Here is a 25,889-nt window from a genome sequence, read left to right as displayed (position 1 = left end):
TGGCTAAATCCATTTAGCAAATTTTCAGCCGTAGCCCTACACGACGAAGGAGTCACCCGCTATGACACCAAGTACCCTCCGCCCAACCCCGCATCCGAGGCGGCGAAGCATCGCAGCGGGCGGCCTCGCTGCGCTCGTCTCGGTCGCCTTGGCGGCTTGCGGCGCATCATCGGCATCCGACTCGCCCTCGGCAGCATCGAACATTTCGGCAGGGTCCGGCACGGGCACCCTGAAGGTCTGGGCGCTGGACGGCCAGTCCGCGGAGAACACCGCGATCCAGAAGATCGCCTCCGACTTCGAATCCACCCACCCGGACATCAAAGTCAAGATGCAGTTCCTGCCAGCGGACTCTTTCGCAAAGGCAATGCAGACTTCCAGCCCCGCTGACCTACCCGATGTCCTGGAAGTCGACGGGCCGCAGATCGCCAACCTGGCCTACGGGCAGAAGATCGCTCCACTGTCGGACTACGTCTCGGCGGCCACCGTGCAGAACCAGACCGACGCCATCAAAGGCCAGAACACTGTGGACGGAAAACTCTACGCCGTGAGCATGATGAACTCCGGCCTGGCAATGTGGGGCAACAAGAAGCTGCTCGACAAGGCCGGGGTGACGATGCCGAAAAGCGCGTCAGAGGCCTGGACGGCCGACGAATTCACCGAGGTCCTCAGGAAGCTCTCCGCCGTCGTGCCCAACGGCAAGCCGCTCGGCATCGCGGAGAACAACGGACTGAGCTCCGAATACGGCATTTATGGCTTCTCTCCGGTCCTGTGGTCTGCCGGCACGCCGATGATAGCCAACGGCAAAGCCTCCGGTGCGCTTGATTCGGACACTGCGGTGAACGCCCTGAAGAAGTTCGCCTCTTGGAAGCAGTTCACCAACCCCGACGGTGACGGCACGGCCTTCCAGTCCGGTCAGGTGGCGCTGAACTGGATGGGCAACTGGATGTACCCGGCCTATGACAAGGCACTCGGGAACGACCTCGTCGTGGGCCCGCTGCCCAACTTTGGCAAGGGTGCAAAGACCGGTTCCGGAACGATCGCGTGGAGCCTTGGAGGGCACACGAAGAACGGGGCGGCAGCAGGCAAGTTGCTTGATTTCCTCATGAGCGACCCCATCGTTTCCACCTACACCGCAGCTAACGGGGCTCCGCCGGCGACGAAAACCACCGCCGCTTCCTCTCCGCTTTACGGAGCAGGCAAGCCCCTGGCTTTCCTGCAGGACCAACTCGGCGCAGCTTGCCCCACCGAGGATCGGCTGACCCAGCAATGCGTTGCCGTATCGCGGCCCGTGACGGCGGGTTACCCGGTGGTGGCGTCATCGTTCGGCAAGGCGCTTACCGCCATCTGGGGCGGGGCCGACGTGGCTGCAAGCCTCCAGGCAGCCGCACGGGCGATCGACCGCGATTTCGCGGACAACAACAACTACAAGTGATCGCTCCCGTACGGGGTGGGGTTGCCTTACCCCGTACGGTGATCGTCGAAGGCTAGGTTATGACTCTTCTTATTCGATCCCAGGCCGGGCGGACGGCGCCGCCCACCCAGCGGCGAAGGCGCCTCTCGTCCCATTCGATCATGGGCCCCGTGATGGCAGCCCCCGCGCTCATCCTTCTCGCCGTTTTCCTCGCCATCCCGTTCCTTGGTGCGATCGCCATGTCGTTCTACCGGCTTCAGCTCAATAGCACCCGGGCCCCACGATTCATTGGGCTGGAGCAATATTCCAGGCTCTTCGCCGACCCTGACATCAGCGCAGCCTTCCTTCATTCGCTGGGCAACAACTTCACCTTCGCGGCCGTGGTGGTGCCCGTCCAGACCGCGCTGGCCCTGGGACTAGCGCTTTTGGTGAACGGCAAGCTCCGTGGCATGGCCGTGTTCCGCACAATGTTCTTCATGCCACTCGTCTTTCCGCTGGCCCTGGTTGCCGTCGTGTGGCGGCTCATTTTCGCACGGGATGACCACGGCCTGCTGAATTCCGCAATCTCCCTGTTCACGGGCGGTTCCGTCGGTCCGCACGACTGGCTTGGAAGCAGCGCAACTGCCTTGGGGGCGATCATCGTGATGTCGATTTGGCAGAGCGTGAGCTTCCAGATGATCATCCTCCTCGGGGGACTGCAGGCTGTTCCCCATGACCTGTATGAGGCTGCCTCCCTGGACCGCGCTGGACGATGGAGTCAATTCCTGCACGTGACCGTGCCCGGAATTCGAAACACCCTCATCTTCGTGGCCCTGCTGACCACGGTCTTCTCTTTCCGCCTCTTTGACCAGGTGTACCTTCTCGGCCAAAGCGGATCCGTTGATATCGAATCGACCCAGACAATGATGTACCAGGTCATCACTACTGGCTATGACCAGAACAACATCGGCCAAGGCGCAGCCATGGCCGTGGTCTTCCTCGTCATTGTCACCATCGTCGCCGTCATCCAACGCCGGCTAGTCCGTCAGGAAGGAAGCATCCGATGACCCGCGTCCGAAGCATCAAACGGTCCCGGCTGCTCTCGAGGACCGGACGCTATGCCCTGCTCGTCTTCTTCGGCCTGATCTTCTTCGTTCCGGTGTACTACTTGCTGATCGGAAGCCTCAGGCCCGGTGACAAAGTCCTGGGCGGCCTGAGCGCCTTGGTCCCATCGGACCTGTCGCTCGACAACTATGCCGGGGTGTTTAACCGGTTCTCCAACGACACCACGGGATATGTGTGGCAGTTCGCTGGGGTCTCCCTGGCGGTTACCGCCGTTGTTGTACTCGGAGGTCTGCTGGTGAACTCACTCGCCGGCTACGCATTGGCGCGCATGAAGTGGCGGGGACGCAACATCGTGCTCCTCCTGGTGACCATCATGACAATCATCCCGTTCGAGGCGGTGGCACTGCCTCTTTACTACATGCTCTCCGGCCAACGGAACACACTATACGTCCAGGCCCTGCCATTCCTGGCCAATGCGTTCTCGATTTTCCTCTTCTACACGTACTTCCTCAGCATCCCCGTGGAGGTGGAAGAAGCGGCAACGATCGATGGGGCCGGACCGGTGCGGACACTCTTCCAAGTGGTGGCCCCCATGAGCCTGCCAGCTTACGCGACGGTAGCCATTCTGACTTTCCTGGGCCAGTGGGGCCAATATCTTTGGCCAGTACTCATGATTACCGACACCAAACTGCGGCCCCTTCCGCTGGAGCTGAGCGTTTTCCAAAACGCGCAGCCGCCGGAATGGGGACCGGTGCTAGCGTTCGGAGTCCTCTTTGTCTTGCCGGTGCTTGTTGTCTTCCTGATCTTCCAGAGATCCTTCGTCGCCAGCGTGGCAAGTTCCGGCGTGAAGGGTTGAGCGTCGCACCCGATTCCACCTGTTCCCCAGGAGAAAATGCACATGAATGAAGTAAATGGATTCGCGGCCGATGGCTTCGGCCCGGTGGCCGATGCCTACCGCAAAAGCGTCGGTGACGGCGAAGGCGGCTCTGCGCTGAACATCAGGGTCGGCGGTAAGACGGTCGTCGACCTGTGGGCAGGCCTCGCCGACCGGCACGAGGGAAGAGCTTGGGCACGTGATACGCCGACGGTAATCTTCTCTTGCACCAAAGGCCTCATCGCGGTCCTTGTCGCCATGCTGGTCGGCCAAGGCCGGCTCGGTCTGGACAGGCCGGTTGCCGATTACTGGCCGGAGTTCGGGGTTGCCGGCAAGGAGGCGGTCACAGTCCGTCAGCTCCTGAGCCACCGCGCCGGGCTTGCCGCGCCCCGGGAAGACATCAGCCTCGAGACCGCGCTCGACTGGCCCTCGATTGTATCCGTCCTGGCATCGCAGGAACCGTTGTGGAAACCCGGAACGGCGTATGGCTACCATGCATTGACTTACGGCTGGTACGTAGGCGAAGTCATCCGCCGCATTACCGGTACCAGCGTGGGCTCGTTCCTGCAAAAGTCCGTCAGTGGTCCGTTGGGCACCGACGCGTGGATCGGGATCCCGCCGTCGGTGGAGCCGCGGGTGGCCAGACTCAATGCGGGGAACAGCATCCGGAATCCGCCTGCGAGCGGCACGCGGCAACCAGATGAGGACGACCTGTACTGGGCCGGCCGGGCGATGACGCTGGGAACGGCTTTCCCGCCCGAGCTGGTGGTTGCAGGCGCAGGATTCGACTCGTCGGAGGTGCATCAGGCCGAGGTTCCGGGCGCGGGCGGAATCGCCACGGCCGCTGCACTCGCCACGATCTGGTCAGCGACAGTGGCTCCGACCGAGGGCGTGACCCTTGTGGAGAGCGATGTCGTCGACGACATGACCCAGGTCCAGAGCGAGGGGGAGCCTGTCTGGTGGCTTCCTGGCCCGTACCCCCGGTGGGGAACCGGGTTCATGCTCTCGTCTCCACGCCGGGAGTTCCTCACGTCCTCTTCGTTCGGACACGACGGCGCGGGCGGTCAGGTCGCTTTCGCGGACCCCGTGCATAGCATCGGCTTCGGCTACGTCACGAACACTCTCGAAAACCAAGACGATCCACGGGCGACATCCATCGTGCGAGCCCTGCGAAGAATCATGGAAGCCTAGCCAATGACCGATGAACGCTCAATCAACGGCATTGGAACCAGCCGCTCGCCTGAAGCCGCATCATCGGACAGCAGCAAACTGACCGCATCCCTGCCCATCTGTTCGTGGGGGAGGGCAACGGTGGTGAGGCCCGGACGTAGATATGAGGCCAATTCGTCGTTATCGAACGACACGAGTGAAACGTCGTCCGGAATCCGAAGACCTTTCTCCTGAAGCGCCTGATAAGCGCCGAACGCGAGCCGGTCGTTCATGCACAGCAGAGCGCGGATGTCCGGATGCCGACGCAGGATCTTCTTCGCCGCCACGTATCCGGTATCCGCCTCCCAGAGCCAGACTGATTCCCAAGCAGTGACGTCGATGCCGTGTTCGGCGACGGCATCCTTTATGCCTGCCACGCGGCGATTGACGGCGACCGAGCGGAAGAGGCCCCGCTCGGCTTCTTCCGAGTACCCGAGTACGGCCACCCCGTCCGCGATCTTGTGGCGGGCGAGTACTTCAACCGCGGTCCTCCCTCCGGTGTATTCGTCGGACAGCACGCTGACAGCATGCCTCTGACTCGTGGCGTTCAAGAGAACCGAACGCGTCCCTGCGGGCAGTTCGGGGATGTGTAGCTCCCGGGCACGCATGGAGGCAAAGATGATTCCGTCTACCTGCCTATCGAGTACGGCTTCGAGCGCCGAGGCTTCCAGTTTGGCTTCGCCACCGGTCTCGAGCACAAGCATGACATGGTCGGCGGCTCTCGCTGCCGCGAGGGCACCTTCGATCAGGCCGCTTGCGAATCTGGTTGTGGCGACGCGGTCCGATATGAAACCGATGGTCCGTGTCTTCTGCGTCCTCAGCCCTCTTGCCGCAACATTGGGGCGATAGTTCAGCTCGGCCGCCGCCGCGAGCACACGCTCGTGCGCCTCCTTGGACAGCCGGGTATCCGGACGTCCATTGAGGATCATCGAGGCGGCGGTGGTCGAAAGCCCGGCGAGCTTTGCAACATCTGCCAAGGTAACGCGCTTGGGCGCCATTCATACTCCTTCTGTGACCGCACGCGCCCCCGGGCAGGAGTAGTGCCATCTCAGTATATTTGCTAAATCCATTCATCTCCGGGCGGCGGCTCCAAAGGCAACGCTTTTCCCGGCAACCCCTACTGCAGCTTGAACAGATTGTGCGTCGCCGGTCCCTCCAGGAGCTTTCCCGCGGCGGAGTAACGCGAGCCATGCAGAGGGCAGTCCCAGGTCTTTTCGGCGTCGTTCCAGTGCAGGATCCCGCCCAGGTGCGCGCATTCCGCTGACACCCTGCACACCACTCCGTCCACCGTGCAGACGGCCGCGGGCTTCCCGTGGAAGAGCCCCGTGACGCCCGTTCCCTCGGCGGGGTTGGTTTCCTCCGTGATGGCCGGCTTCTCCTTCAGGGCTGCCTTGTCCCGGAAATTCTGCTGCTGTGTCTCTACGTTGTACGAAATCGTCGATGCTGCCCCGCGTGGACCCGTGACGCGGCGGTGGATCGTGTGGGCCCACTCCAGCTTTTCGCCACGGATATCGGCCGCGATGTCCAGCGCCGCCGCAACACCATTTGTCATGCCCCACTTGTTGTAGCCGGTGCCGAAGAAAATCTTCCCGTGGCCACGGGGGAACCTGCCGAAGAACGGCATGAGATTGGCAGCCTGGTAGTCCTGGGCAGCCCACGTGTGTGTGACCTCGGCACCCGGATAGTGCTGTTGGGCCCAGCCGAGCAGCTCATTCACATGGACCTGCGTCGACGGCGCCCGGCCACCCGGATGCCCGAAGCCGCCCACGAGAAGCAACGCCCCGCCGTCGGGCATTGGATAGTCCCGCAGCGAGCGGGTGGGCGGCTCAACGGAAAGGTACATCCCCGGCGGCGGGCTCATGCCTTCCGGCAGCCGCAGCGCGGCGGCGTACGAACGATTCGTCCGCAGCTTCGCGAAGTAAAGCCCGCGGTTCAGGATGGGTGTCCCGGTGGCGAGCACCACGTTGCGGGCGCGGACCTCGCCCTTCCTGGTGACCACCGTCATGGGATCGCCGTTGCGGACGTTCATGACGCGGATACCCTCCACGATGCTGCCGCCGGCAGCCCGAACATCCGCAGCCAGCGCATCCAAGACGTCCATCGGGTTGAACTGGGCCTGCTTCGCAAGCCGCAAGGCGTCGTCGACGTCGAACGGCAGCCCCGTCTCCCGGGTGGACTTGACGTTCAGTCCCGCAGCCCGGGCCATGAAGGCTTCCGCACGGAGCCGATCCGCGCCGGCCGGGGTGGTGGCGAACGTGTAGGCATCCCGATACTGGAAAGGCACACCCCGCTCCTCGAGATAGGCGAGCAACCACTTCTGGGCTGCCCTGTTCGCGTCAACGTAGGCGCGGACCACGTTCACCGAATACTGGTCCCGAAGCCTGGACAGCGTGGTGCCCTGCAACAGGGTCAGCTTGGCCGTGGTGTTACCGGTGTTGACAGCCCCGATATGTCGGGCCTCGAGGACCAGCACATTGCTCCCGGTCCGTGCCAGCATGAGTGCCGTGGCCAAGCCCGTGATTCCGGCGCCGACCACGACGGTGTCGTAACTGTTCCCCGGCGTGAATTCATCGGGGCTCGCGGCTGCGGAAACCTCGCGCGCGTCTAGCCACAAAGAAGTCATAGCGGTCCCACGTCCCTTCAGCCGGGCGCGGTCCACACCGGAAGTAGCGCGGCGGCGGCCCGGTAGTGCCAGAGAATCAGATGACCGCAGCAGAAGCAAGAGGGGAGCGCGCCGAGGAATTCGCCCGCTCCTGGCACATCCTGATCAAGGGTTCGATCAGATAAGGCGCCCACTGCTGAGGCGCCAGGTCGGTCAGGTCAGGTTCAACTAGCTCCGCAGGTTCCTGCCGCGACCGCCGGGGGAGGCGAGATGCCTGGCACGGCCGCCCCACTTGGCCCATTCGCGGGGCTGGACCGAGGGCCGCCCCAGGTGGTAACCCTGTCCGATCGTCACTCCCAGGCCTTTAAGGGTGGCAAGTTCGGCCTCGGTTTCGATGCGTTGGGCGGTCAGGACCGCACCGATCTTCCGCGCGAACCCGACCTCCGCCTCCACGAGTTCCCGCCGGAGCGGATCCTGGTTGAGGGCTGCAGTCAGACTCCAATCCAGCTTGATCATCTCGGGCTTGAGCCGAAGAATATGGCTGGCCCCGGCGAAGAAGGAGCCGGTATTTTCGATCGACAGGCGCATGCCGGCACTGCGCAGCGGCGCCACGGCCGCGTCGAGCGAAGCGGCCTGCTCCGGGGGGAACTTCCCGGAGACTTCAAGGATCATCCGGGCGGGCGCCACCGGAGTTTGCTCGAAAAGCACGGGAAGGCGCGGATCGAGGCAGACCGCCTCGGAAAGCTTCAACGCCACGAAAAGGTGGGGCGGCAGATCCAGCGCGGCCGTGAGCCCGGACTCCAATGCCGCGAATTCAAGATCCGTTCGGAGTCCCGTGTCCTCGGCTTCCGTGAACCAGTAATCGGCAGGATCCCCACTGTCGCTGACGAAACGCGTCAAAGCCTCGGCGCCGACGACTGTGGCCGTGGTGAGGTCGAAAACCGGCTGGAAGGCGGTCATCAGCATCCGGTCCCTGAGGACCGCCTCGAGCCGCGGGCTGCTGGGGTCCTGGCTGCTTGGGTCGCCTTGCGGGGCTGGATCGCCTTGCCGGGCCGTGTCGTCTTGCGGGGCCGTGTCGGGCTGGCCTGGCCGTTCCGACCTGAGTGAGGTCAAGTGCGCCAACAACGCCTCTTCCGGACGCCCGGGGTGGGCAGCAATGTGCTGGCGAAGTTGCTCACGAACCGCATCCGTTGCCTGCGAAGAGTCCGACAACACCTCATCGATGATTTCCAGGACCTGGCGGCGCAGCCCACGCAACTGCATGACGGGTGGCTCCACAGTCTCCGGACGGGCCCGCATCCCGGTGTTGTTCAAAGACGGTTTCCGCTTCGACATGAAGTTATTCCTTTGCCTTTAGCTCCGGCTGAGCCCGGGACCTGCAAACTAAGGGAATACTACCGCCAAACAAACCGGACGGCCCGGATTGAAAAGAAATCTTCACGGGGACGTAACGTGCGGTGCGCACGGGATGCAGTTACGCACGTCCGTGTTCTGTTCCGGAATCTTCCGCGCCTGACAGAAGCGCGTAATATCCCGGAACCCACTGCGGAAGACCGCTGGCGTTCATCGGGACCACTTCGATGTTAACCGGGCCGTCCGCAATTAACTGCCAGTCCGAATCCGAAAATACGCCGTGCCGTTCCCTGGCACCGAAATGCCCGGGCCGGGGAAGGTTCTCCAAGGCGCGCCGCAACTGCACGGGCATGCTCTGCCGGGTGGCGCCGAGCTCAGTCAGGTAACCGAGGCTATTTCCGCGGAAGTTGGTTTCGGCCAGTAACACCCGGCCTCTGTTCACGATGACCTTTCGCAGGTTGGCAGCCATGGCGGCCTGCTTGCCGGGTTTCAGGACGTGGAAGACTCCGCGGACGAAGACATTGGCTGGACCCAGCCGCTCCAACAGGACCTCACCGGCACCTGCCGCCGCAGCATCCAGAACCATGAAGTCGGCATTTTCGATGCCTTCTGCTTCCTTGCTCGCCCTCTCGACCGCCCCCTTGGATACGTCGATCCCGAGAACTCGTGGAAACAGGCCGGCAAGCCAGCGGGTGTGGGTTCCGTTGCCACACCCGACGTCGACTACCGGAAGGGCTGGATCGAAGTGAGCTGCAATCGCGTCGGAGTACTGCGCACGCTCGGCCGACGAGTCGGAATCCCAAAGGACGTCTCCGGAACGGCCAGTGGTGCGGATTCCACGCCAGTACCCTTCCCAGGCTGCGTCTGGGTTGCGCGGTGCCCGGGAAGCGAGGCGGACTACTGTGGGGACTAGCAGCATCTGGTCCCAAAGCTTCGACATGCGCTAACTCTACAGATGCCGCGCTGGCTGGCGGAGCTGATGCGGTATTTTCGCGGCCGGTACCGGATATCCGTAAAAGTAGCCTTGCCCGTAGAGGCAACCCATGGCCCGCAGCTGGGCCGCCTGCTCTGCGGTTTCGATGCCTTCCACGGTCGCATTGAGCCCCGCAGCGAAAATCAGCTGCAGAATGGCTGAAACGAAGTTTTGCTGCCGGGAGTCCGACTCCATGTCCTTGATGAGGGACTGATCGACCTTCACTGTGTCTGCCGGAAGCGAGCGAAGGTAGCTGATGGACGAATAGCCGGTACCGAAGTCGTCAATTTGCAGCCCCACGCCGAGCTCCCGGAGCCTGCTCAGGACTTGTTCCTGTCCGGTTCCCCGGGACATCAATACGGTCTCGGTGATTTCCAGGACCAGACGCCGCGGATCCACGCCATACTTGGCCAGCGTGTCGCTGATGTCCTCCAGCAAGTCGGTTCGAAGCAGTTCGGCGGCAGAAAGATTGATGTGCAGGCAAAAGTCTGTCAGGTCCGGGTCGGTTTGGCTCCAGCGCCCCATTTGGGCGAGGCTTTCATGCAGCACCCACCGTCCCAGCTCAAAGATCAAGCCGGTTTCTTCTGCGATGCCAATGAAACTGCCGGGCATAATGGTTCCGCGCACGGGGTGATGCCATCGGAGGAGGGCTTCGATGCCGATCACGCGGCCCGAAGCCAATTCGACCACCGGCTGATACAGCAGCGCCAGTTCTCCTCCGGCAACGGCGGTGCGTAGTTCGGCGGTTATTCGCGACCTTTCCTGGACTGCGTCAAGCATCTCCGGCTGGAAGAGCTGGACATTGTTGCGGCCCCGCGCCTTTGCCTGATACATCGCAATGTCGGCGTCGCGCATCAGCGCCTCCGCCCGGTACCCCGGCTTGCCGACGCAAACGCCGATGCTCGCCATCGCCCAAACCGTTTCTATCCCGATACACATGCTGTCCTGCAGATACTCCGATGCGCGGTGCGCAATTCGGATGATCTCCTCTTCCGTGGCCGAGGTAATGAGGATGGCAAACTCATCCCCGCCCAGGCGGGCCACTGTATCCTGCGGCCTGACGGCTGAGCGGAGACGTTTGGCAACCTCCACCAGCACGGCGTCACCGGCGCTATGGCCCAGGATGTCATTGACGGCCTTGAAGGAGTCCAGATCCAGGAGCAACACGGCCGGGGCTCTTCCGCCGTCCGTGCAGGAGAGGATCGCTTCCTGGATCCGCTCGGTAAGCAGCGTCCTGTTTGCAAGTCCGGTGAGGGCATCTGTCTTGGCCATCTGTTCGAGCTCAACCTGCGTCCGCCGCAGCATCGCCGTGCGTGCGGCCACCCGCTCTTCGAGTTCCGAATGAATGTAGCCCAGTTCTTCTGCGAGCAGGTTGACTCCCGTGATGACAGCATCAATGTCATCCCGGTCCTCCGAAGGTTTAATGCGGGCGTCCAGATCGCCGGCAGCCAATCGGACCACGCCGTCAACCAACTGCTGCAGGCGCGTGTCCTCAACGCTCTCGCTCGAGGTCACGTAATTCCTGCGGGCAGAATCAGGAAGCACAACCGGGGCTCACACGCCCGCATTGAGCCAGTCCAGGGCCTCGCTGCGCGATGTGAAAAAACGGGTCGGGCAAGGCGGGATGTGGACTCCCAGGAAAAAGTTCGCCAGGACCCGGTCTACTGGCGACGTACCCAACAAAGCGATGCGCGAAGCGCCGCAGGGAATAGACCATATACCCCGGGCCTCCCGGCTGACGGAAGCGACAGTGGCCATGTCTACAAGCATCGGATGCTGTTCCTGCTGGCACAGCTCGTTGACTTTCGCCATGGCCACCCGGGCATCCTCAACTTCAATATCGACCCCGGGACGCCAACGCAGATGGAGAAGTCCATCGACGCCTAAAGCGACACTGGCCTTTCCACCGTCCTCAGTATCCGGCACCACGATCACGTCCTCCCCCGACAAGCAGCAATCGCCAACCCCGACAGCGTAGCTTTCCCGAGCATTGGTCCTCAAGCCTCCTACGCATTGCATTTCGAACGGCCAGGGCATCCACTGCGCCTTTCGTCCCGATCCTCCCGGCTCCACGTGGGTAGAATCGAGGCCTGAACACTGCCGGAACGCATCTGAAGACGGAGAAACAATGTCAGCATGGCTCGAAGTCGGCCCTAACAACTACGTGTTGGAGACCGAAGGGTGTCTGCTCAACACGGGCCTCGTTGTAGGCACGGAACGAGCCATGGTGATCGACACCGGTTGCGGGCCCCGCCAAGGCCGGCAGATCCTCGCCGCCGTCCGCGAAAAGACCCAGCTGCCGCTGGTCGTCGTGAACACCCACGCCCATTACGACCACTACTTCGGCAACGCCGTTTTTGCTGACGACGGCGTCACCGAGTTTTGGGGGCACGTCAACTGTGCGGCGACAATCGACGACGACGGCGACCACCAGCGCCGCTTCGTCGCCGCCACGGAACCTGAGATGGCCGCGGGCCGGGGCGACGCCGTCGAACTCGTCATTCCCAACGCGATCGTCAAGGACCAGCCCGTCCTGGTTGACCTCGGCGGCCTCACCGCCACCCTGTTCTACCTGGGCCGCGGCCACACCGACGGCGACCTCCTGGTAGGCACGCCCAGCACCCTATTCGCCGGTGACCTCGTGGAACAAGGCGCGCACCCCTCGTTCGAGGACTCCTACCCGGAAGATTGGGCAGACGTCCTGCGGCACATCTCCGCCCTGCGGCATCGTTACGAGTTCCTCATCCCCGGCCACGGCAAGCCCTGCAGCGACCAATTCGTGAAGACCATGGCCGACACCATGTCCACAGCGGTACGGCAAGCAAGGCAGTCGATCCGGGACACGCCGTCGGACGCTACCAAAGCGATACCGGTGCTTCCCTACGGACCCGAGCAATCACGCTGGTTCATCAAGCGGCTCCAGGAGACGCAAGCGCACCACTAAGGGGTGTGTTTGAAGGTCAGCGTTGGGGAGACGCCGGCGGGGCAGCGGTCATCAGTGGGTTCCGGATTCGTGGACGGCGTGGCCGGCGGGTTCGAGCTGGAAGGTGGAGTGTTCGACGTCGAAATGCCCGGTCAGGCAGCTTTGCAGCTGGTCAAGGATGAGCGGGGCGTGTCCGTCGTTGAAGCAGCTCTCGTCCAGGACGACGTGCGCGGAGAGGGCCGGAAGGTCCGATGTGACTGTCCAGACGTGCAGGTCGTGGACGTCATGCACGTGCCCGGTTTCGAGGAGGTGTTCCCTGACCTGGTCCAGGTCGACACCTTCCGGCGCCCCTTCCAGGAGGATCCTCCCGGAGTCCCGCAGCAGCCCCCACGCGGCGTGCAGCATCAGGGCCACCACGATGAGCGAAGCAATCGCGTCCGCACGGGTAAAACCGGTGGTCAGGACGACGAGCCCGGCGACCGCCGTCGCAATGAACCCGTAGAGGTCGGTCAGGATGTGCTGGAATGATCCCTCGACGTTCAGGCTGGACCGGTTGGCTTTGGCCAACACCCACACCGCCACGAGGTTCACGATGATCCCGAGGATCGCGACCACCAGGACAGGGCCGCCCTGGACCGGCGGAGGATCGAGGAGGCGGTGGATGGCCTCCACAGCCACGAGGGCGCTGATGACCAGCAAGGTGATTCCGTTGGCGGCGGCGGAGAGGATTTCCGCGCGCTTGAATCCGAACGTCCAGATTCCCCGCGCCGGCCGGGCCGCGAGGTTGATCGCCCAGAGCGACACGGCGATCGCTCCTGCGTCGGTGAGCATGTGCCCGGCATCCGAGAGCAGGGCCAGTGAGCCGGAAACGACGGCGACAATCACCTCGATGATCATGAAGCCGACGATCAGCGCCAACGCGACAACAAGATAGCGCCGGTCTGCGTTCGCTGCTATTGCGTGGCTGTGGGCATGGTGTTTGGAGGAGTTCCCCGACGTGTCGTGGGTATGGTGGTGGGTGCTCATTGGCCCTTGGCCTTCTTGGCCGTGCGCTCGGGATGAACGGCCACGGTATGTCCGGTGTGGGTCAAGCCCAGGTCCAGCAGCATCCGTACGTGCCCATCATCCAGACGGTAGTAAGCCATCCGGCCGCGCCTCGAAACGGAAACCACCCGGTGGGCGCGCAGCAGCCGCAACGCATGGCTGACCGCACTCTCGCTCATCGCCGTCGTCGCCGCCAGGTCGCACACGCACAGTTCCCCGCCTTCCAGCAGCGACGTCAACAGCCGCAACCGACCGGGATCGCCTAACAGCGAGAACACATCCGCCAGCTCGGCAATGTCATGGTCCGAGGGCAGGGCCGCCCGGACGAGTTCGACCTTGTCGGGGTCGACAAGTTTCACGCCGCATTCATCGACGGCTTCACGGGCAACCACGGGACCTCCAACATATGAACAACTATTCAGATGTCAGTATAGGGGAACGTGGTTCTAGCCAGGGGTGCCAGCTGGGAACTTCCTAGCAGTTATCCCCTTTGTTGCCTGAGCGAAACAATCGCGGCGTACGCTCCCCGTATGGGGAACAAGTTGATTGGGCTCTCGACTCGTGAATCGAAGCGGGAAATTCGGAAGCAGCGCCTTCAGCTGCTTGCGTACGTGGGCCTGGGGATCCTCGCGGTGGCGACCGTGGTGGTCGTCGTCATCGCGCTGCGGCGCTAGGGGGTTTGGCTGCTGGAGCTACCCAGGGGCCACCGGGGCTGATATTTTTCTGTGTACTCCTTCGGAGGAACACAAATATTGGGGGAAGAGCATGTATAAAGCACAGAAGCCACTTTTCATAGTCGCCATAGTGCTTGGAGCTACCGCCGTTCTGGTCGTTAACTACATCTGGATCGGTTCGGCGGTATTTGGGCTCAACACCTCGCGGCTCGATCCCGAGCACGGCCCTTCCTGGCCATTCGCGGTCGTATCCCTCTCTGTCGTCGGCGCGCTTTTTGCCTTAATGGGAGGAATCCTCTTTGCGGTATTCAGCGCGCATCGGACGCCCCACTCGCCGGACCGCCGGTAACTTCATCACGAACACTCACGCTCGTTCCTCCACGAAGCGCGAACTGGCAGCAGATGCCCTCTGGAAACGATTTTGCGGGCATCTGCTGCCAGTTCGCGCTTTAGGAAGCCGGCGCGGTCAGGATTTGGGCTGGCGTCAATCTTGCCCAAGGGGAGTCCGGGGCGCCTTGGACTGCGGCTTCCGGGCTGTCGCCTTGAGTCCACCACTTGGCCTCGAACGCGGACCCGTCGAAGAGGATGCGGTCGCCCTTATGGTAGACGGTCGCCGGCGCCCATCCCGGGAAGGTACCCGCGGGCACGGTTGCTTTGGGGCTTGGCCTATCTCCGGGCAGCACCGGACCCACCAGTTTCCACGGAGTGGCACCGCCCTGCAAGACCGGGTTATCCGGGACGTCAGCGCGGGTCCACCATTTTGCCTCGTAGACGCTGCCGTGCCAGACCACCCTGTCCGCCGCGGTGTAGGCGGCATTGGTGTTCCAGACCGGATAGGGGCTCGTTGCCGGGTCGTCGGTGGCGGTGGCCGTGGCGCTGCTTGACGCAGTGGCCGTAGGCGACGGAACCACAGTCGGGGTAGGCAGCGCCACGTCGTTGGCAAGGGTGGCGGAGAACAGCTGGGAACCCTGGACCACTCCGCTGCAGCTGTCCGAGACCTTGCTCAAGTCGGGGTAGTTGGGACTGCACGTTCTATCCCTGTTCATGGACCACATCGACAATCTGCCGACGCCCTTGTCTTTGGCGAAGCTGTTCATGGTGGAAGCGTCATTGAGGGTGAATATTTCACCGGCGATATCGTTCTGGCCGACCATGACGGTCAGGCCAAGCTTGCGCCAGAGGGTTTCGCTGCCGAAGTCAGTTCCGGCGTTGCGGTAGAGGGCATCAAGCTGGCCGTGGGCGGCATCCGCAGCCGATTCTGCGGCCCGGGACATGCTCCAGCTTGAAGGCTTACTCGCACCGAAATCCATCGCCATGATGTTCACGCCCTCCAGTTCGACCCCGCCGGCGAGGGTATGCGCCACGATGCCCTGGCCTTGGCTCGTGAGGCCATTCGGGTCGGCGGCAAGGGTCAGCCAAACGGCGAGGGGCTTGCCGCTGGCTGCGCGTTCCTTCTGGAGGGCGGCAATGGCTTGCGCCCGCCGGTCGGCAGCAGCCGTGTCCGTCAGCGCATTGCTTTCGATATCGAGATCGACGGTGGTGAGATCATAGCGATCCACAATCTGCCGGTAGGCATCAGTCAGGGCCTTCGTGTCTTTGCAGGAAACGGCGAGTTCGCTGTTGCTCAGCCCGCCAAAGGATACCGCTGTGGCTCCGCCAAGCTGGCGGAGCCGGGCGATCCTCCGGTCCAGGTCGAGATCGGAAGCTGCCTGGCCGGGGCTGTACACCGCACCCCAGGACGGGGCGCAGTCCTGCTTCGGATCGGCGACGACGAACGACAGCACCACGGCTTTCGCGCTGGGCACGGCTGGATCTTCGAACGCGAAGCGCGGCGTCGCTGTCACGTCCACATAGCCGGAGAACACCGAAGGCATGGATGCCGCGGCACTGACGTCCTGGACGTTCCGGAGGCCGAGATAGCCAGCCGTGACCGCCGCGACCACAATGACGCAAAGGATTCCCAAACGCAGGACGGACAGCCGGCGGCCGGGAAAGCGCTTCGACACAGAGATACCCCTAGAACTTTGTGAATAAGGACTTCACGGATGTCTGGGAAAGATCTCACCCCCGGGAAACGCAGCATCTTGCGTAGCATTTCCATGAGTTCTGTCGGAACTCCGCGTTGTTCGCCTATCATAGGGGCGCACTGGAGTGCGGTCCGTTACATTACGCCCGCATTGTGCCGCGCGCCCGCTGGGGGTGCACGGACAGCGAATGGGGATTCATGTCGGATCAGATCGTGCTGCTTCGCCCCGATGAACAGGGAACGGCCGAGGGGCAGTCTTCAAAAGCCCGAAAGCGTCAGTGGGGCGCGGAAAAACGCTCCGAACCGCTCTCGATCGTCCACCCTGCACCATCGCGGCGGAAAATAGTCCTCGGCCGCATCGCCGTACTCACCACCGTGCTCGCCTGGGTCGGCTATGTGGTCACGACGGTGCTCAAGCAGTTGGTGGACAACCCCGGCGCCGGATTCCGCTTCGGCGCCGAATCCCTGTCCTACCTGGTGGTGGTGTCCTTCCTGACGTTCTCGGCCCTGATGTACCTCACTGCCCGCCAGGGCGCCCTGACTCGTTTCCGGGCCCACCGCCGGGTTCCCCGAGGGGAACTGGACCGGCACTTCTTCGACTACTCCGAGGGCATCACCGTGCTGATTCCTTCCTACGCGGAAGAGCCGGAAGTCGTCCGTGGCACCATGTGGTCCGCGGTCCTGCAGGAGTTCCCGGACCTCAGCGTTGTGCTCCTTCTCGATGATCCGCCCTTCCCCGAAGACCCCGACGTACTCCGGCGCCTGGAAGCCACGCGCGCGCTCGCAGGCCAGATCGCGGACACCCTCAAGGAACCGGCGGCCAGGGTCAACGCGGCCTACGCGAGGTACCGCCGTCGTCGTGATCAGGGACCTGAACTGGACGCGGGCACCGAAGTGGAGCGGCTGATCGCCGAATACGAATACGCTGCGGAGTGGCTCGAAGCAATGGCGGAGACCGAGTCCGTCGAGGACCACGTGGACGAGTTCTTCGTGGACCTGGTCCTCATGGGCCTGGCACGGGAACTACGACTGGTGATTCTGGCCCTTACGGCCGCCAACGCCCAGCAGGCCTCGCCCGGCCCGGAACGCATCGCTGAGCTGTACGCGCGGCTTACCTGGATCTTCAACGCCCGGGTGTCCACGTTCGAGCGAAAGCGGTTCGCCAGCCTCTCCCACGAGGCCAACAAGGCCATGAACCTGAACGCCTACCTCTCGCTCATGGGCGGGACTTGGCACCCGGAACAGACAGCGGACGGCACCGTCTTGCGGCCCGCAGGGGTTTCTGGCCCTGCAGGGGTTTCCGACGGCGGCGCGCTCTCGATCCCGGACACCACCTACGTCCTGACCCTGGACGCGGACTCGCTGCTGCTGCGCGATTACTGCCTCCGCCTGGTCCAACTCCTCGAATCTCCGGGCAATGAGCAGGTAGCCGTTACCCAGACCCCGTATTCCTCCTTCCGAGGCGCCCCGACGCGGATCGAACGCATCGCCGGCGCCACCACGGACATCCAGCACATCCAGCACCAGGGGCTGACCCAATACGGCGCCACGTTCTGGGTGGGAGCGAACGCCGTGATCCGCAAACGCGCCTTGGAAGACATCGTTGAGATTTCCACGATGGGCGGCTTCGAGGTCAGAACCTACATCCAGGACCGCACCGTCATCGAAGACACCGAGTCCAGCGTGGACCTCGGCAAGCACGGCTGGACCTTGGTCAACTACCCGGAGAGGCTCAGCTACAGTGCCACGCCGCCCGACTTCGGATCGCTCGTGGTCCAGAGACGCCGTTGGGCCAACGGCGGCCTGCTGATCCTGCCCAAGCTCTGGGAACAGATCCGCAACCGCCGAGGCCAGGCGCGGCCAGTCCTCTTCCGCGAAATCCTGCTCCGGGTCAACTACATGGCCTCCATCACCTGGGCCAGCTTCGGGCTGCTGTTCCTCCTGGCGTACCCCTACGACAGCCGTCTCCTCAGCCCCTTGGTCTTCCTTGCCGCGCTGCCCTACTTCCTGGCCATGGGCAGCGACCTGCGGGACTGCGGCCACCGGTTCAGCGACATCTTCCGGATCTATGGTTTCAACCTCGTTCTCCTGCCGGTCAATCTGGCCGGCGTCCTGAAGTCTCTCCAGCAGGCGCTCACGGGAGACAAGATCCCGTTCGTCCGCACCCCCAAGGTCAAGGACCGCACCGCTGCCCCGGCCCTCTACGTCCTCGCTCCGTACCTGATCGTCGCGTTCTCCTTGTTGACCGTCTGGCGCAACTGGGAACTGGGAAACTGGGGCAACGCCGCATTCGCTGCCTTCAACGCCGTCATGGCCGCCGGCGCGATCCGGGCCTACATCGGTCTGGCCAACTCCGGAGTGGACATGTACCTGGGCGTGTTGAACTGGCTGTATGTCGCGCCCAAAAAGCCGAAAGCGCTACCGCCGGCCATCATCCCCAAAACTCCGGAGCAGGTCGATTGGGAGTCGCTGCTCTATCACGGGGACCGCCGCCTGAACCGCGACCTCCGCGGCAAGAACGACCGCCGGAAACGGGCCGGATCGGTGTAGGGCTACGCTGTCCTTGGACGTCGGTCTTCCGGCGCCGCAAGGGCATCGGAAAGGGCCACGATGAATCCACTGGCAGTGGTATTGGGATCCACCGGCTACATCGGGGGACGGCTCGTCCCGCGCTTGCTCGACGCCGGCTACGACGTCCGCGTCCTGGTACGCCACGCGAACAAGCTCAGGGACGTCCCCTGGGCAGGGGGCGTGGATGTGATGATTGGCGACCTTGAGGACGTGGACTCCCTGCGGCAGGCCTTTGCCGGGGCTGACGCCATCTACTACCTGGTCCACTCGATGGGTCCTTCCGGCGAGCGGTCTTTTGAAGAGACCGAAAGGCTTTGCGCCAGCAATGTTGCACGGGCGGCGGCCGACGCTGGCGCCGGGCGGATCATTTACCTGGGCGGACTCCACCCGGAAGGAACGGAACTCAGCCGGCACCTCCGATCCCGCAAGGAAGTGGGCGACATTCTCCTTTCGGAAGCGCGGGTGCCTGCGATAGTGCTTCAGGCCGGCGTCGTGATCGGCTCCGGTTCGGCCTCTTTCGAAATGATCCGGCAACTGACCGAGGTGCTGCCCCTCATGGTGGCTCCGCGATGGGTGCGGAACAAAGTCCAGCCGATCGCTATCCGCGACGTACTGTATTACCTCGTCGCCGCAGCAGGACTTCCGACCTCGCTCAACCGCACCTTCGACCTCGGTGGCCCGGATGTCCTCCGCTACGACGAGATGATGAACGGCTACGCCGCGGAAGCGGGCCTGAGGCGCCGGCCCGTGATTTCACTGCCCGTCCTGACTCCATGGCTGGCATCCCAGTGGGTCAACCTCGTCACCCCCATACCCCGTTCCTTGGCCGTGCCGCTCATCGGATCCCTGCAGCAGAACTGCGTGGTCGGGGAGCAGGACATCCACCGATATATCGATCCGCCCGAAGCCGGGCTGCTTGGATACCGGGAATCCCTTCGCCTGGCGTTGGCGCGCGAGGCCGCCGGGGAAGTGGAAACAAGCTGGCAGAACTCCTCCGTTCGCGGTGCCCCGAGTGATCCGCTTCCCAGCGACCCGCAATGGGCTGGCCACCTGGTGTACCAGGACAACCAGGAGCAGGCTACGACAGCCACCCCGCAACAACTATGGCAAGTCATAGAAGGCATCGGCGGCGACAACGGCTGGTACTCGTTTCCCCTGGCCTGGTCCGTGCGCGGCTGGATGGACAAGATCGTGGGCGGAGTCGGGCTCCGCCGCGGCCGGGTCAGTCCTACCCGTCTGAATACCGGAGACGCGCTGGACTTCTGGCGCGTGGAGGAGATCGACCGCGGCTCCCTGTTGCGCCTCCGCGCGGAAATGAAGGTCCCAGGGCGCGCCTGGCTGGAAATGCGCGCCGAAGAAGCCGAAGGTGGGGCTCTGTACCGACAAAGGGCGGTCTTCTTCCCCAAGGGGCTGGGCGGACGGTTGTACTGGCTGGCGGTGCTGCCGTTCCATGGCGTCATCTTCAAAGGAATGGCCAACCGCATCACTGCCGCCGCGGCGTCGATGGCAGACGACGATCCGGCGTTGCCTTAAACATCGATAAGTGTGAATATTTACCTGTGTCTATGTCCATGGAGTTAACGCCTGTCCAGACGGTGGCGTGTTGTTCGCCGCTGTCCCGGGAACCCTTGTCGGAATCCGAAGCCGAAGGAATCGTTCCGCTGCTGAAAGCTCTGGGTGATCCCGTGCGGCTGCGGCTGATGTCCCTGGTGGCGTCCCACGAGGGCGGCGAAGCCTGCGTATGCGATCTCAACGACGCCTTTGAGCTGTCACAGCCCACCATCAGCCACCACCTGAAGGTCCTGCACGAAGCGGGCCTCCTGGAACGCGAGAAGCGCGGCGTCTGGGTCTACTACCGCGCCCGCACCGATGCCCTGTCCGGCCTGGCGGCCTTGATCGGGGGACAGGCCCAGTGAGCGTGCTGTCACGGCGGGCCGTGGCGGAGTTCGCCGGCACTGCCTTCCTGGTCATGGCCGTGGTGGGGTCCGGCGTCATGGCCTCGCGCCTGTCCCCGGACGACGTCGGACTGCAGCTCTTGCAGAACAGCGTCGCCACGGGCGCCGCCCTCGTGGCGTTGATCCTGGCCCTGCAGCCTGTCTCGGCATCCTTCAACCCCGTGGTCACTGTGGTGGAGCGCGCACTGGGGATCCTGGACACGCCCACGGCGTTGGCCCTGATCGCCGCCCAGTTCGCCGGGGGCCTCACCGGAACCGTGCTCGCCAACCTGATGTTCGGCCTCGACGCAGTGACACTCTCAACGCACGAACGTGCCGGCGGAGGGCTGTGGCTCGGCGAAGTCATCGCCACCATGGGGCTGCTCCTGGTTATCTTCGGCACCGTCCGCTCCGGCCGACCGGACAAGGTTGCCTTTGCCGTGGGCGGGTACATCACGGCCGCCTACTGGTTCACCAGCTCAACCAGCTTCGCGAACCCGGCTGTGACCGTGGCCCGGACCATCACCGACACGTTTTCCGGGATCGCCCCGGCCTCTGCCCCGGCGTTCATCCTCGCCCAGTTGCTGGGCGGCGGCCTCGGGTTCTTCCTGGTCCGCGCCTTGTACCCAGGTGTTGCCACGTTGCCCGCAGCCTTCCCGGCGCCCGATCGAAAGGTCCTCTCATGAGCACTGAAACCGTCAAGAAACCCTCCGTCCTCTTCGTCTGTGTCCACAACGCAGGCCGTTCCCAGATGGCTGCCGCCTTCCTCACGACTCTTGGCGAGGGCCGGATCGAGGTCCGATCGGCGGGTTCGCAGCCTGCAGATAAAGTCAATCCGGCGGCCGTCGAAGCCATGGCCGAACTTGGCATCGACATGTCCGCCGAAATCCCCAAGATCCTCACCACCGAAGCCGTGAAGGAATCCGACGTCGTCATCACCATGGGCTGCGGCGACGAATGCCCCTACTTCCCGGGGAAGCGCTACGAGGATTGGGTCCTCGAAGACCCGGCCGGCCGGGGCCTGGACGCCGTCCGCCCCATCCGCGACGAGATCAAGAGCCGCATCGAGGGCCTGATCGAGTCCCTCACGCCTGCCGCCAAGTAGCGCTACATTCTGCTGGATCACCGCCGAGGTATCGGAGGAAGATCTGCGCCTTTCCGGGGCATGAGCCGCGGGCGGCGCCGGGTGATCCAGCAGAATGTCGGCGGTCCGAACTGCCCGGCACGGCCCGTATGTCAGGTTTGGGGCCGGCGCCGCCTAGAATTGCTGGTTGAAGCAATCTAAACGAGAGCCGCGGCGCACAACGCTGCGAGTCCTAGGGGACAAGACCATGCCGGATTCTGTGGACAACGAAGCCAGCGCCGCTGCATCTAACGAAGGGCAGCCCGAACTTCGTCGACGCCGCGATCGCCGCCGCGAAGAGGGTGACGCCTGGACAGGAACTATGCCGATCATTACGCCGAACGACTCCGACGCGCCCGCATCCACTCCTGCCCCGCTCCAAAGCAGATCCTGGGCCGAAGCGGCAGCCGCCGCCGACGCGTCCGCCGGGGCGGTAGCGGACTCGGGCAGCGGTGACGCGAGCCGCGTGGAACCACGCGGCGACATCGCGACGGCGGCAGCACCGGCGTCGGGCGCTGGTTCCCCGGCTGCCGCACGGGCCGGACGCGCCGCAGCCGCCAACGCTCCGATTTCCGACTTCATCTCCTCGCCGGGTTCGTTCGTGCGGGAACAGAAACCGCGTCCCGTCGGTGGCTTCCGCGGCATGCTCTACAGGTTGACCGGCGGGGCCTGGAACCTCGGGCCGAGCGCCAAGCAGCGTGAAGAGGACGAGCTGGCGCGGCGCATTTCCCGCCAGCTCCAAGGCAGCTACAACACGGCCGTCCTGAGCCTCAAGGGCGGGATCGGCAAGACCTCCACCACGGTCGGCGTGGGGCTCACCTTGGCGGAATTCCGCGGCGACCCGCCCTGCGCCATCGACGCCAACCCCGATTCGGGCGACCTCGTGGAGCGCGCCCTGGGCGAGGGCATCTACCAGAAGGCCACGCCGCGCACCATCACGGACCTGCTCAAGAACGTCGACAATGTCGATTCGCTCACGGCACTCGCCCGGTACATGCATCATGCCGGCCGACTGCACCTGATCGCCGGCGAACAGGACCCGGAAGTTTCGGACTCACTGACCGCCGAGGAATACCTGCGGATCCGCCAGCTGATCTCGGGCTACTACTCCGTTGCCCTGACCGACTGCGGCACCGGCGTCACACACAACGCGATGAGCGGCATCCTGCAATCGGCCGACAACCTCATCATCGCCGCTGGCTATGCCGTGAGCGGCGCCAAGCGTGCCCGGAGCACCCTCCAATGGCTTGCGAGCCACGGCTACGAGGAACTCGCCCGCAACGCGATCGTGGTCATCACTGACAAGGACGAGGTGTCTTCCCGCGTGGACAAGGACGCCATCGAGGAACACCTCTCCGGGATCTGCCGCCAGTTGATCGCCGTCCCGCACGACAGGGGAGTGGCCGACGGTGACCTGGTCACCCTGGACGTCCTGCGCCCCGATACCCGCCGTGCGTACAAAGAGATCGCGGCCGCGATCGTGGACGGGTACGTGTAGCGCCTCCCCTTTTCGGTGGGGCGACTTAGTAGTAACGGGTTCTTACTCGACGACTATGCGGATTGCAAATTGTCGCTTCCGTCGGGATTTCCCTAGAGTTGCACCTGGACGTCATTCGCTTTGCGGGGCGTCCTCGCCATGACCGGGAACTGGGCCCGGGCATGGTGCACCCCGTTCCGTGCCTTCGTGACACCCTGCTGCGCCCGTTTCTGGACCCGAGGCCAGCACCCCAGGAGCCTCTTTTGATTCCCAATAAACTTGCCTTGATGTTTGCTGCCGTGCTTCTCCTCGGACTGAGGGGTGCCACCGGGGCTCGCCCCTCCGCTAACCCAGCGCCCGACGCCGCCCCCGCACCAATCGCGAACGCCGCACCTGCCGCTGAGGTGGCCCCGCTCGTTACCCCGGCTCCAGCACCGCCAGCGGTTCCGCAGCCTGCCGCCGAACCCGGGCCCGCCGTCGTCGTGCCCCAGGCTGCCGTCCTGCCCCAAGCTGCCGACGTGCCCCAAGCTTCCAAGGGCGGCTCCGTGAAGGTGCTCGACACCACCGCAGCCATCACCGATCCCAACTGGTTCCGTCAGGCCTATGCCGAGGGTTTCCGCCTCTACGTGATGCACTCCACCGTCTGGGGCACGTGCACCCCGTGGCAACAGACCCAGGCCCAATTGAAGATGGCGCTCGACGCCGGCCTCAAGATCGCGGTCTACACCCGTGACGCTTCGTGCTGGGAGAACGGGATCAAAGCCGCCGGCCCGTACATGTCCCGACTGCAGTTCTTCGCCCTGGATATCGAGCCCGGGGGATCCTTGGTGACGCGGGCCATGGTGGATGGCGTGCGGAGCCTGGGCGTGCGGCCTGTGATCTACAGCGGCAGCGGCATGTGGCCAGGCCTGATGGGCAACAGCACCGCATTCTCGGACGTGCCCCTCTGGGATACCGACACAAGCAACCTCAACTACTCCAGCTGGACCGCAGACTACCTGGCTCCGGCACCTGTGCAGTACGGCGGCTGGAACACGGCCGGCACCATGCGCGTGGGGATCCAGCAGAAGTTCGAACACACCCTGAACGGCATCAACGTGGACCTGAACTCGTTCGACGCGAGCTTCCTGAAGTAGGCGCTGCGCCAAATTCCTGCCGGATAGGGAATTCCGGGCTCGCAGGGACAACTGAATGCCTCGCGCTGCGCTGAATGGCCGGCGCAGCCGGAAATCCCTTCGCGAGAGGTATTTGGCGCGTCGCAAAGGAGGCAGCGTCCTAGGATGAAAGGGATGACCACCACCAGCACCCTTCAGCCCTTCAATCTTCGCAGCATTGCCCTGCCCGCTTTTGGGCCCGCCCTGCTGTTCTGTATCGGCGAAGGGGCGGTACTTCCGGTGGTGGCATTGTCCGCCCGCGACCTTGGTGCTTCCGTGGCCGTTTCCGCGTTGGTGGTCACCCTGATCGGGCTGGGGTCGTGGTTCTTCAACCTGCCCGCGTCGCTCATCACCATCAAGTTCGGCGAACGATGGGCCATCGTCGCCGCGGGCGCCGCCGGAGCATTGGCCTTGTTGGCCGCAGGATTCGCGCCGCTCCTTGCCCACAACGGCATCTGGCTGCTCGCCGCGGCGATGACCGTCGTCGGGATGTCCACGAGCGTCTTCAACCTCGCGCGCCAGAAGTACCTCACGGAAGCCGTCCCGGTCATCTACCGGGCACGCGCCCTTTCGACGCTGGGCGGCGTCACCCGGATCGGCGTGTTCATCGGCCCGTTCGTGGGCGCGGCCGTCATGCAGTTCGCCGGGATCAGCGGCGCGTATTGGGTTGGCGTGGCGGGCATGGCGGCCGCCGCGGTGCTGTCCCTCACCATCCCGGACCTTGTGTTGCCGGACGACGTCGACGGCGGACGCAAGGGTCCCGAGCCCACCCTCCGTGGCGTCGCGGTTTCCCATGCGGGCGTGTTCCTGACCATCGGGACCGGGGTCCTGCTGCTCAGCGCGCTGCGGGCCTCACGCCAAGTGGTCATCCCTTTGTGGGCGGAGCACCTGGGATTGGACGCCACACACGCGTCACTGATCTACGGTCTGTCCGGAGCGATCGACATGCTGGTGTTCTATCCGGCCGGCAAGCTCATGGACCGCAAGGGGCGCATGTGGGTCGCGGTGCCGTCCACCCTCATCATGGGCGCGGCGTTGTTCCTGATACCGTCGTCCGCGGATTTTGTGGGGCTGCTGCTGGCTTCGCTCCTGATCGGCTTCGGCAATGGCATCAGCTCAGGACTCATCATGACGCTCGGCGCCGACTTTTCCCCGGATAAGGGTCGCGGGCAATTCCTCGGCTTGTGGAGGTTCATTTCCGACGCCGGTGCCACAGGTGGACCCGTGCTGCTCTCGGCCCTGACTGCCGCTGTGTCGCTCGCGGCGGGCGTCTGGGCCACAGGCGTGTTGGGCGTGGCCGCGGCGGCGGTGTTCGCCGTCGCACTCCCGAAACTCAAGCACCGCAGGAACTACTGAACCCCACCGGCGTCCGCCCAACTGACTAGCAATAGATGTCGTTCAGAGCGCGGCAAAGTCAACTGGTCGTAGCAACGCAGGGGGTTTAGGCTGCCTGCAGCAGCTGGTTGAGCCGGTTGGCTGGGGTTTGTAGGTTGAGGG

23 protein-coding genes are annotated in these 25,889 nt (G+C 64.0%); 14 read left to right on the top strand and 9 right to left on the bottom strand.

The window, feature by feature from the left end; all coding sequences use genetic code 11:
- Positions 1-61: 61 nt before the first annotated feature.
- The 4 genes from AB0323_RS19745 to AB0323_RS19730 are packed head-to-tail and all read left to right on the top strand — an operon-like array spanning position 62 to position 4,520.
- Positions 62-1,432 carry an extracellular solute-binding protein gene (locus AB0323_RS19745; protein ID WP_366178833.1) on the top strand — a complete coding sequence of 457 codons (1,371 nt, stop codon included), beginning with the start codon at positions 62-64 and terminating at the stop codon, positions 1,430-1,432.
- A 59-nt stretch (positions 1,433-1,491) separates the two neighbouring features.
- A complete protein-coding gene (locus AB0323_RS19740; RefSeq protein ID WP_366178832.1) occupies positions 1,492-2,457 on the top strand; it encodes a sugar ABC transporter permease in 966 nt (321 codons plus the stop codon).
- Positions 2,454-3,311, top strand: coding sequence for a carbohydrate ABC transporter permease (locus AB0323_RS19735; protein WP_366178831.1), 858 nt, complete (start codon positions 2,454-2,456; stop codon positions 3,309-3,311). The genes AB0323_RS19740 and AB0323_RS19735 overlap by 4 nt, the downstream gene beginning before the upstream one ends.
- Before the next feature lie 42 nt (positions 3,312-3,353).
- A complete protein-coding gene (locus tag AB0323_RS19730; RefSeq protein WP_366178830.1) occupies positions 3,354-4,520 on the top strand; it encodes a serine hydrolase domain-containing protein in 1,167 nt (388 codons plus the stop codon).
- Here the strand turns inward: AB0323_RS19730 and AB0323_RS19725 are convergent.
- From AB0323_RS19725 to AB0323_RS19700, 6 genes are all read right to left on the bottom strand, one after another.
- On the bottom strand, positions 4,517-5,536 hold the full coding sequence (locus tag AB0323_RS19725; protein ID WP_366178829.1) for a LacI family DNA-binding transcriptional regulator: 1,020 nt from the start codon (positions 5,534-5,536) through the stop codon (positions 4,517-4,519). The two genes, AB0323_RS19730 and AB0323_RS19725, sit on opposite strands and share 4 nt — an antisense overlap.
- A gap of 119 nt (positions 5,537-5,655) precedes the next feature.
- Positions 5,656-7,161 (bottom strand): FAD-dependent oxidoreductase, encoded by a 1,506-nt coding sequence (locus tag AB0323_RS19720; protein WP_366178828.1) that lies wholly within the window; start codon positions 7,159-7,161, stop codon positions 5,656-5,658.
- Positions 7,162-7,368: 207 nt separating this feature from the next.
- The gene (locus tag AB0323_RS19715; protein WP_366178827.1) at positions 7,369-8,475 is read right to left on the bottom strand and encodes an EAL domain-containing protein; all 1,107 of its coding nucleotides are present in this window, start codon (positions 8,473-8,475) and stop codon (positions 7,369-7,371) included.
- 139 nt (positions 8,476-8,614) lie between these two features.
- The gene (locus tag AB0323_RS19710; protein ID WP_366178826.1) at positions 8,615-9,433 is read right to left on the bottom strand and encodes a class I SAM-dependent methyltransferase; all 819 of its coding nucleotides are present in this window, start codon (positions 9,431-9,433) and stop codon (positions 8,615-8,617) included.
- A 9-nt stretch (positions 9,434-9,442) separates the two neighbouring features.
- Complete coding sequence (locus AB0323_RS19705) at positions 9,443-10,981, bottom strand: EAL domain-containing protein (protein WP_366178825.1); 1,539 nt, start codon at positions 10,979-10,981, stop codon at positions 9,443-9,445.
- 39 nt (positions 10,982-11,020) lie between these two features.
- Positions 11,021-11,395 (bottom strand): STAS/SEC14 domain-containing protein, encoded by a 375-nt coding sequence (locus tag AB0323_RS19700; protein ID WP_366178865.1) that lies wholly within the window; start codon positions 11,393-11,395, stop codon positions 11,021-11,023.
- A gap of 199 nt (positions 11,396-11,594) precedes the next feature.
- On the opposite strand from AB0323_RS19700, the gene AB0323_RS19695 reads away from it, so the two are divergent.
- Positions 11,595-12,410 (top strand): MBL fold metallo-hydrolase, encoded by an 816-nt coding sequence (locus tag AB0323_RS19695; RefSeq protein ID WP_306959078.1) that lies wholly within the window; start codon positions 11,595-11,597, stop codon positions 12,408-12,410.
- A gap of 51 nt (positions 12,411-12,461) precedes the next feature.
- Here the strand turns inward: AB0323_RS19695 and AB0323_RS19690 are convergent, their stop codons facing one another.
- Together AB0323_RS19690 and AB0323_RS19685 are read right to left on the bottom strand one after the other, a co-directional pair.
- A complete protein-coding gene (locus AB0323_RS19690; RefSeq protein WP_366178824.1) occupies positions 12,462-13,415 on the bottom strand; it encodes a cation diffusion facilitator family transporter in 954 nt (317 codons plus the stop codon).
- Positions 13,412-13,825: a metalloregulator ArsR/SmtB family transcription factor gene (locus AB0323_RS19685; protein WP_366178823.1), complete on the bottom strand. Its 414-nt coding sequence runs from the start codon at positions 13,823-13,825 to the stop codon at positions 13,412-13,414. The genes AB0323_RS19690 and AB0323_RS19685 overlap by 4 nt, the downstream gene beginning before the upstream one ends.
- A 138-nt stretch (positions 13,826-13,963) precedes the next feature.
- Here AB0323_RS19685 and AB0323_RS19680 point away from each other — a divergent pair, with 138 nt between their 5' ends.
- Positions 13,964-14,107, top strand: coding sequence for a hypothetical protein (locus tag AB0323_RS19680; protein WP_366178822.1), 144 nt, complete (start codon positions 13,964-13,966; stop codon positions 14,105-14,107).
- Positions 14,108-14,556: 449 nt separating this feature from the next.
- Here the strand turns inward: AB0323_RS19680 and AB0323_RS19675 are convergent, their stop codons facing one another.
- Positions 14,557-16,113 (bottom strand): chitinase, encoded by a 1,557-nt coding sequence (locus AB0323_RS19675; RefSeq protein ID WP_366178821.1) that lies wholly within the window; start codon positions 16,111-16,113, stop codon positions 14,557-14,559.
- A 218-nt stretch (positions 16,114-16,331) separates the two neighbouring features.
- On the opposite strand from AB0323_RS19675, the gene AB0323_RS19670 reads away from it, so the two are divergent.
- The 8 genes from AB0323_RS19670 to AB0323_RS19635 all read left to right on the top strand — a co-directional run bounded on the left by AB0323_RS19670 (position 16,332) and on the right by AB0323_RS19635 (position 25,748).
- On the top strand, positions 16,332-18,683 hold the full coding sequence (locus AB0323_RS19670) for a glycosyltransferase family 2 protein (protein WP_366178820.1): 2,352 nt from the start codon (positions 16,332-16,334) through the stop codon (positions 18,681-18,683).
- Between the two features lie 60 nt (positions 18,684-18,743).
- Entirely contained in the window at positions 18,744-20,237 is a 1,494-nt protein-coding gene (locus tag AB0323_RS19665; protein WP_366178819.1) for an SDR family oxidoreductase, read from the top strand.
- A 32-nt stretch (positions 20,238-20,269) separates the two neighbouring features.
- On the top strand, positions 20,270-20,620 hold the full coding sequence (locus AB0323_RS19660; protein ID WP_366178818.1) for a metalloregulator ArsR/SmtB family transcription factor: 351 nt from the start codon (positions 20,270-20,272) through the stop codon (positions 20,618-20,620).
- On the top strand, positions 20,617-21,324 hold the full coding sequence (locus AB0323_RS19655; RefSeq protein WP_366178817.1) for an aquaporin: 708 nt from the start codon (positions 20,617-20,619) through the stop codon (positions 21,322-21,324). Before AB0323_RS19660 ends, AB0323_RS19655 begins: the two co-directional genes overlap by 4 nt.
- The gene (locus AB0323_RS19650; protein WP_366178816.1) at positions 21,321-21,743 is read left to right on the top strand and encodes an arsenate reductase ArsC; all 423 of its coding nucleotides are present in this window, start codon (positions 21,321-21,323) and stop codon (positions 21,741-21,743) included. Before AB0323_RS19655 ends, AB0323_RS19650 begins: the two co-directional genes overlap by 4 nt.
- A 226-nt stretch (positions 21,744-21,969) precedes the next feature.
- Positions 21,970-23,259: a MinD/ParA family protein gene (locus AB0323_RS19645; RefSeq protein ID WP_366178815.1), complete on the top strand. Its 1,290-nt coding sequence runs from the start codon at positions 21,970-21,972 to the stop codon at positions 23,257-23,259.
- A 266-nt stretch (positions 23,260-23,525) separates the two neighbouring features.
- Entirely contained in the window at positions 23,526-24,374 is an 849-nt protein-coding gene (locus AB0323_RS19640; protein WP_366178814.1) for a hypothetical protein, read from the top strand.
- Positions 24,375-24,527: 153 nt separating this feature from the next.
- Positions 24,528-25,748 (top strand): MFS transporter, encoded by a 1,221-nt coding sequence (locus AB0323_RS19635; RefSeq protein WP_366178813.1) that lies wholly within the window; start codon positions 24,528-24,530, stop codon positions 25,746-25,748.
- The last annotated feature ends 141 nt before the right edge of the window (positions 25,749-25,889 follow it).

The sequence above is a fragment of the Arthrobacter sp. NPDC080031 genome (assembly GCF_040702485.1).
GTDB lineage: Bacteria > Actinomycetota > Actinomycetes > Actinomycetales > Micrococcaceae > Arthrobacter.
Note: the sequence above shows the minus strand (reverse complement) of the source record. Positions and strands in the feature narration are given on the sequence as shown.